This is a genomic window from Bradyrhizobium sp. 23, from assembly GCF_023073295.1.
GTDB classification, from domain to species: Bacteria; Pseudomonadota; Alphaproteobacteria; order Rhizobiales; family Xanthobacteraceae; genus Bradyrhizobium; species Bradyrhizobium canariense_D.
Map to the genome: position 1 here is coordinate 132,029 of NZ_JADPJF010000058.1, position 6,635 is coordinate 138,663.

Here is a 6,635-nt window from a genome sequence, read left to right on the forward strand (position 1 = left end):
CCGCTCGGTGCAATGCAGCATCCCTCTGGTGCAATCATCGCCGAACTGCGCTATTTGTGGTCAATCATGACTCGACGGACCGGCAGCGCCGATCTTCCCCTTCACACCGGCCGGGTTCCACCCTGGCTGGCGACCCGCATGTCGTCGCTCGGCGCGATCGTCACACAGGCGATCGTGCATCACTACGGACGCGATGCATTCCTCCAGCGGCTCTCGCACCCGTTCTGGTTCCAGTCGTTCGGCGCCGTCATGGGGATGGATTGGCACTCCTCCGGCATCACGACGTCGGTGATTGGCGCGCTGAAGCGCGGGCTGGGACCGCTCCAGGACGAGCTCGGAATCTACGTCTGCGGCGGGCGTGGCCAGCACTCGCGCAAGACCCCGGACGAGCTGATGCAGCTCGGCGACCGAATCGGCTTCGACGGCGCAAAGCTCACGCGTGCGAGTCGCCTCGTGGCGAAGGTTGACAGCGCCGCGGTCCAGGACGGCTTTGACCTTTACCTGCACGGCTTCTTCGTCACCGCCGACGCCAAATGGACCGTGGTGCAGCAAGGCATGAACGGCGACAAGCGGCAGGCCCGCCGCTATCACTGGCATTCCGAGGCGCTGAAGAGTTTTGTCGACGCACCGCACAGCGCGATCGACGGGCCGCGGCAAGGCGAGATCGTCAACCTCACCGACCATCGCGCCGAGATCTCGCGCACCGCGCAGCTCGAGCTTCTGAGCGATCTCGGCCCGGATCGTATCCTTTCCGAATTCGAGCGGCTCACCGGAACTGCGCCCGCGCCCGCACAGGCGACGCTGCCGCACCTGATCATGCCCGGGCATCACGACGTGCGGCCGAAGGACGTGTTTGCGCGCCGCCTGCACGGCACACTCGCTGCTGCGGCCGAGCGCGGCCCGGTCGACTTTCCGGAGCTGCTGCTGACTCCCGGCGTTGGCGCTCGCACCGTTCGTTCGCTGGCGATGGTCGCCGAAGTCGTGCACGGCGCGCCCTACCGCTTCAACGATCCCGCGCGCTTCTCGCTTGCCCACGGCGGCAAGGACCGGCATCCCTACCCTGTTCCACTCAAGGTCTATGACGAAACCATTCGCGTGCTGAAGGGGGCGATTCAGAACGCAAAGCTCGGGCGCGAGGAAGAGATGCAAGCCATCAAGCGCCTCGACGACCAGGCGCGGCGGCTGGAGCGCACCGCGCATGGGCCATCCGTCGAATCCTATATCGCCGGAGAGCGTGCGGCCTCGCCCGATCTCGACGGCCGTTCCGTGTTCGGCTGGGAGCGTGATCTCGGGTCGACAAAAAAGCAGACCGGCTGAAAGCCGGTCCGCGAGTTCAGCGGGAAGGAACGCCGCTCTCAGGTCTCGTCGGTGCCCGGCTCCTCGTCGAGCCGGTTGGCCGAGTGGTCCTGATATTGTTCGGTCTGGATCGCCTTGCCGTCCATGCCGCGAATGTCCGAGTGCTGCGCCTTGTCGCGGTTTGACAGCACCATGTTGTCGCCGATCTTCTCCTTGGGCACGTCCGTCATGGCGCCGCTGCCGTCGCCCTTGCCGTGCATGCCCGATCTGAAATGCGTCTTGCTGCCACGACCACCTGGCATCTTTTTCTCCTCTTGCTTTGATCGCCCGTGCAGCTCAATGCTTCTGCTGTGCCGGCGTCGGTTTCGGCGGCTTGTGTCCGCTTTGGCCGGAATCATTGTGCTTGTTGTGATCGCTTTCCTGGTTGAGGCCGCCTCGGCTCACCGGGAATTCACTCTGTCGCGCCTCAGGTCGCGCCCGGTGAACGGCCGTATTCTCCGGATTGTGGCCGAGGGCGCGCTCAAGCTCTCGCGCGTCTGGAACATCCGGCTTGCGCTCGAGGATGCGAACCTGTTGCTCGTGGGTCTTCTTGCCTTGCATGCTCGTCCTCCGGAGCTATCGGCCTCTTCGGTGCGTGCCACTGCGTGCGATGTCCTTGTCGATGTCGCCAGCGGCGTTCACGTCGTTCTCGACGTCGCCTTCGATCGTGTTCTCGCCCAAGGCGTCCTCGAGGTCCTCAGGCGAGATACCGGCCATCGTTGCGCCCTTCGATCCGCCGATCATGGGGTTATTTTGCATATCCTTTTCCGTCGGTGCGTAGAGTTTGGGTTGCTTGTTGGTCATGCCTCACCTGCCTCCGCCTTTTCCGGCCTCGTCATGCCTGTGGTGTGAATCGTGCTCGCCACCTCCGCCGGAGACGCGGCTGTGGTTGCGCTGCGGGTCGTCCGCCGCGGGCTTCTTCACTTCGAGCGGTGCCTTCGCATTCTCATGCGATGCGCCTGGTCCGCCCTGACGGATGCTGTTCGGTGTCTTGGTGGATGTCGACATGAGGGTCCGCTCCTCAGCGATCTTGCTGATAGCCTTGGTTGGTGGTGTTCTGCTTGATGTTGCCCTGCTGCCCTTGCTGGTCCGGATTTTGCGCACGCTGCTGGCCGCGCGGGGCAGTCGAGGACACTTGCTTGCTGTCGCCGGTTCCCTTCGGACTTTGATTCTCGGCGGGAACAGGTGGCATCTTGCCGGTCATGATGCTGTCTCCTGTTGTTGATCTGCGACATCGACCGGAGGAACTCGTCGCGGCTTTCGATGTCGCAAAAACAACTAGAGCAACGGCATGCCGTTCCTACCGACGAGTGCAGAGAAATTTTCCGCAAGGTGTAAGTCTCAGCAGGCCACTGGCTGGGAACGAACCAACATCGATCCAGCTGATGCTGTCGCCTGTGCTGCGTGGCCGTCGGGCGCGACAGGGAGGTTCGCGATCGCTCGCATGCCCGGTCGCTTGCGCCAGTGGATCTGAGACACGTCCACAGCAAAGCCAAGCCGCGGCCATCGCACAAACAACGCTTCCAGGGCACACGCTGCCTCGATGCGCGCGAGTTGATGGCCGAGGCAGAAATGGATGCCCGTTCCGAAGGACATGTGACGGTTCGGCTTGCGCGCGGGATCGAGGCTCTCGGGGCGCTCATGCATCGCCGGGTCCATGTTCGCGGCGGCGAGCATCACCATGACGCGATCGCCCTTCTTGAGACGCACGCCCGCGAGCTCGATATCCCGCCTCACATAGCGGGGCTTGGAGAACTGCACCGGCGACACGAAGCGCAGGAATTCCTCCACCGCAAGCCCGACGCGGCTCCAGTCCTGTGCCAGCCAGTCGCGGACGCCGGGATTTCTGAGGAGCTCGTAGACAGAACCGCTGATGAGATGCGTGGTGGTCTCGGAGCCCGCCGCGAGCAGTAGGAACACCATCGACACCATTTCGTCCGGCGTGATCTGGCCGCCCTCGCGCTCGACCTGAACCAGCTCCGCGATCAGGCCTTCGCCGCCCCGCACGCGGGCAATCTGCAGCTGCCGTTCGAGGTAGGCTCGCATCTTGCGGAACGCGAACAGCATGCGGAAGAAGCTGGCGACGTTCGTAAGTGAGGACATCGTATTGGCCCAGGCGATGAAGCGGGGGCGATCGGCCAACGGCAATCCGAGCAGCTCGGAGATCACCGCGAGCGGCAGGATGCGCGCATAGCGCTGGACGAGATCGGCCGGGCTTCCTGCCAGGAACAGCTCGTCGGCGAGCCCGTCCGCGATGGCGCGGATGCGCGGCTCCATCGCGACGATCGCGCGGCGGCGGAAGGCCTCGTCAACAATGCTGCGCAGCCTTGTGTGGTCAGGCTCGTCCATTGTCAGCATGTTGTTGGCGATGGTTCTGACGTAGTTCGGCATCCACCAGCGTAAACCCGCGACGTCCCCATCCTCCTTGCGCAGCGTGAAATCGGTGCCGTCCTTCAGGACCTGCGCGGTGGCCTCATGGGTCGTGGTGATCCAAACATCGCCGACGAGAGGAAATCGCGCCGCGACCACAGGACCGGACATGCGCAACGTTGCGATCGCCTTGGGCAGATCGCGAAAGAAGGCCTCGCTGGTGAAATCGAGGCGTGGTGCCATGTGATCACCGAAGCGGTTGACGGGGTCTCACCAAGACGGTGCACGACGCCGCCCGCGCAAGGGAACCCGGAACCTCCGCTTCGGCTTCGGTGCAGGCGTGAGAGTCGAGTTTACCCCCGCCCCGGCGAACGCGGGCCGATCTTGCGCTGCTGCTGGTTGGTGTAGGCGTCCCAATTGCTCCAGCTGCCGTTGCTGAGGCTTCGCAGGTCGGTGGTGAGCGGACGGCGCGTGCGCTTGTCGTGATCGGCGATCACGCGCTCGGATTGCACGATCTTGCGCTTGAGTTCCCCGAGCGCCTTCTGGGTCTGGCCGTTCCGCTTCGAAGACGCGATCTCGCCCATCGTGAAGCGCGCGGTTTCGAGCGCCTTCAACTCGGCGCGGTTCTTCTTCAACTGAACCCGGTGCCAGGCGATATTGCTGTCGCTGTCCGCAACCATGTGGGAACTCCGCTGATTCGTTCCCACAGTGTATCGCGTGCCGAATCGACGCCGCAACGGGCGCGCGGCGGCGAAAATACGGTCTTCTTGCGCGGGGGTTCCGGGCTCAGCGCTCGGCGAAGGCCTTTTCGACCACGAATTGGGCCGGCTCGCCGTGATTGCCCTCGACAAGACCCCGCTCGCCGAGGAGCACGCGGGTATCCGCCACCAGCGCCGGGCTGCCGCAGATCATGACGCGATCGTGGGCCGCCTCCAGTGCCGGCAGGCCGATGTCGGAAAACAGCTTGCCCGACGTGATGAGATCGGTGATGCGCCCGCGATTGCGGAAGGGATCGCGCGTCACGGTCGGATAGTAGATCAGCTGGTTGCGGATGTACTCGCCGATCAGCTCGTCCTTGGGCAGCGTCTCGGTGATCATCTCGCCATAGGCGAGCTCCTTCACGTGTCGGCAACCGTGCAGCAGCACGACCTTCTCGAACCGCTCGTAGGTTTCGGGGGCCTTGATCACGCTCAGGAACGGCGCAAGACCCGTACCGGTGCCGATGAGGTAGAGGTTGCGGCCGTCCTCCAGATTGTCGATCACCAGCGTGCCGGTGGCCTTGCGGCTGACGATGATCTCGTCGCCTTCCTTTAGATGCTGGAGCCGTGAGGTGAGCGGGCCGTCCGCGACCTTGATCGAGAAGAACTCCAGCGTGTCCTCGTAATTGGCGCTGGCGACGCTGTAGGCCCGCAGCAGCGGCTTCTCGCCGACCTTGAGCCCGATCATGGTGAATTCGCCGTTGCGGAAGCGGAAGGTCGGGCTGCGGGTGGTCTTGAAGGAGAACAGCGTGTCGGTCCAGTGGTGGACGCTCAAAACGGCTTCCTGATTGAAATTGCTCATCTCACCCTTCCGTGGCGCGTCGTGGCGGTTTTCAAGGCGGCAGCTATGCGTCGTTTGTATACGATCATTTGTATACTAATGAATAATCCGGCTTGATCCCGCGGTCAAGGCTGCCCAAGATCGGAAGCGTTGCAGTTAAGGACAAGGACCCATTCCATGGCGCATGACGCACCCCAGGCCACCGGACCCTCGAAGCTCGTGATCCGCAATATCGGCCTGATCCTGTCCGGCGCGCTGGAAAAGCCGATCCTGGACGGCGACACCATCGTCGCCGAGAACGGCAAGATCACCGCGATCGGCCGCTTCAAGGACCTCAACACCGAAGGCGCGACCACCATCGTCGAGGCCAACGGCACCACGGTGGCGCCCGGCCTGATCGACAGCCATGTCCACCCTGTTGCGGGCGACTGGACGCCGCGCCAGAACCAGATCGGCTGGATCGACAGCAATTTGCATGGCGGCGTCACCACGATGATTTCCGCCGGCGAGGTGCATATGCCCGGCCGCCCGCGCGACGTCGTGGGGTTGAAGGCGATGGCCATCTTCGCGCAGCGTGCATTCTGGAATCTGCGGCCTGGCGGCGTGAAGGTTCACGCCGGCGCGCCTGTGATCGAGTGCGAGATGGTGGAGGAGGACTTCAAGGAGTTGGCCGCAGCCGGCGTCAAGCTGCTCGGCGAAGTCGGCCTGGGCGGCGTCAAGGACGGCCCCACGGCGCGAAAAATGGTCGGCTGGGCCCGCAAATATGGCATCCAGAGCACGATCCACACCGGCGGTCCTTCGATCCCCGGCTCCGGATTGATCGACAAGGATGTGGTGCTTGAGGCAGACACCGACGTGGTTGGCCACATCAATGGCGGTCACACCGCGCTTCCCGACGACCAGATCCGCTGCATCTGCGAGGGCTGCAAGCGCGGCCTCGAGCTCGTTCACAATGGCAACGAGCGCTCGGCACTGTTCACGTTGCGCATTGCGCGCGAAATGGGCGATCTGCACCGCGTCATCCTCGGCACCGATGCGCCGGCCGGCTCCGGCGTGCAGCCGCTCGGCATTCTCCGCATGGTGTCGATGCTGTCCTCGCTTGGCGACCTCCCGGCCGAGGTCGCGTTTTGCCTGGCCACCGGCAACACGGCGCGGATGCGCGAATTGGATTGCGGCCTGATCGAAGTGGGCCGCTCGGCCGATTTCGTCATCATGGACAAGGCGCAGCACTCGGCCGGCAAGAACATTTTGGACAGCGTCCAACTCGGCGACCTCCCCGGCATCGGCATGACCATCATTGACGGTATCGTGCGCACCCAGCGCAGCCGCAACACCCCGCCGGCCGGCAGGGTGCCCGAGGTGGTGGCGAAGTGACGCAGCCGGAGCGGCTC

Annotated in this window: 10 protein-coding genes; 2 read left to right on the forward strand and 8 right to left on the reverse strand. The window is 64.1% G+C overall.

What is annotated here, in order from left to right; translation table 11 throughout:
* The first annotated feature begins 66 nt into the window (after nt 1-66).
* Complete coding sequence (locus tag IVB32_RS14200) at nt 67-1,317, forward strand: DUF763 domain-containing protein (protein WP_026233776.1); 1,251 nt, start codon at nt 67-69, stop codon at nt 1,315-1,317.
* 38 nt (nt 1,318-1,355) lie between these two features.
* Here IVB32_RS14200 and IVB32_RS14205 read toward each other — a convergent pair whose 3' ends face one another.
* The 8 genes from IVB32_RS14205 to IVB32_RS14240 form a co-directional block, all read right to left on the reverse strand.
* Nucleotides 1,356-1,598, reverse strand: a complete 243-nt coding sequence (locus IVB32_RS14205; protein ID WP_026233777.1) for a hypothetical protein — start codon at nt 1,596-1,598, stop codon at nt 1,356-1,358.
* Nucleotides 1,599-1,632: 34 nt separating this feature from the next.
* A complete protein-coding gene (locus IVB32_RS14210) occupies nt 1,633-1,896 on the reverse strand; it encodes a hypothetical protein (protein WP_018459305.1) in 264 nt (87 codons plus the stop codon).
* Between the two features lie 15 nt (nt 1,897-1,911).
* A complete protein-coding gene (locus IVB32_RS14215) occupies nt 1,912-2,139 on the reverse strand; it encodes a hypothetical protein (RefSeq protein ID WP_204510918.1) in 228 nt (75 codons plus the stop codon).
* Nucleotides 2,140-2,142: 3 nt separating this feature from the next.
* A complete protein-coding gene (locus tag IVB32_RS14220) occupies nt 2,143-2,343 on the reverse strand; it encodes a hypothetical protein (protein WP_204510917.1) in 201 nt (66 codons plus the stop codon).
* Between the two features lie 13 nt (nt 2,344-2,356).
* Complete coding sequence (locus IVB32_RS14225; RefSeq protein WP_018459308.1) at nt 2,357-2,539, reverse strand: hypothetical protein; 183 nt, start codon at nt 2,537-2,539, stop codon at nt 2,357-2,359.
* A gap of 137 nt (nt 2,540-2,676) precedes the next feature.
* A complete protein-coding gene (locus IVB32_RS14230) occupies nt 2,677-3,948 on the reverse strand; it encodes a cytochrome P450 (protein WP_247297600.1) in 1,272 nt (423 codons plus the stop codon).
* 110 nt (nt 3,949-4,058) lie between these two features.
* The gene (locus tag IVB32_RS14235; RefSeq protein WP_018459310.1) at nt 4,059-4,385 is read right to left on the reverse strand and encodes a hypothetical protein; all 327 of its coding nucleotides are present in this window, start codon (nt 4,383-4,385) and stop codon (nt 4,059-4,061) included.
* Between the two features lie 106 nt (nt 4,386-4,491).
* Nucleotides 4,492-5,265: a ferredoxin--NADP reductase gene (locus IVB32_RS14240; protein ID WP_247297601.1), complete on the reverse strand. Its 774-nt coding sequence runs from the start codon at nt 5,263-5,265 to the stop codon at nt 4,492-4,494.
* Nucleotides 5,266-5,421: 156 nt separating this feature from the next.
* Here IVB32_RS14240 and IVB32_RS14245 point away from each other — a divergent pair, with 156 nt between their 5' ends.
* Nucleotides 5,422-6,618, forward strand: a complete 1,197-nt coding sequence (locus tag IVB32_RS14245; protein ID WP_018459312.1) for an amidohydrolase family protein — start codon at nt 5,422-5,424, stop codon at nt 6,616-6,618.
* The last annotated feature ends 17 nt before the right edge of the window (nt 6,619-6,635 follow it).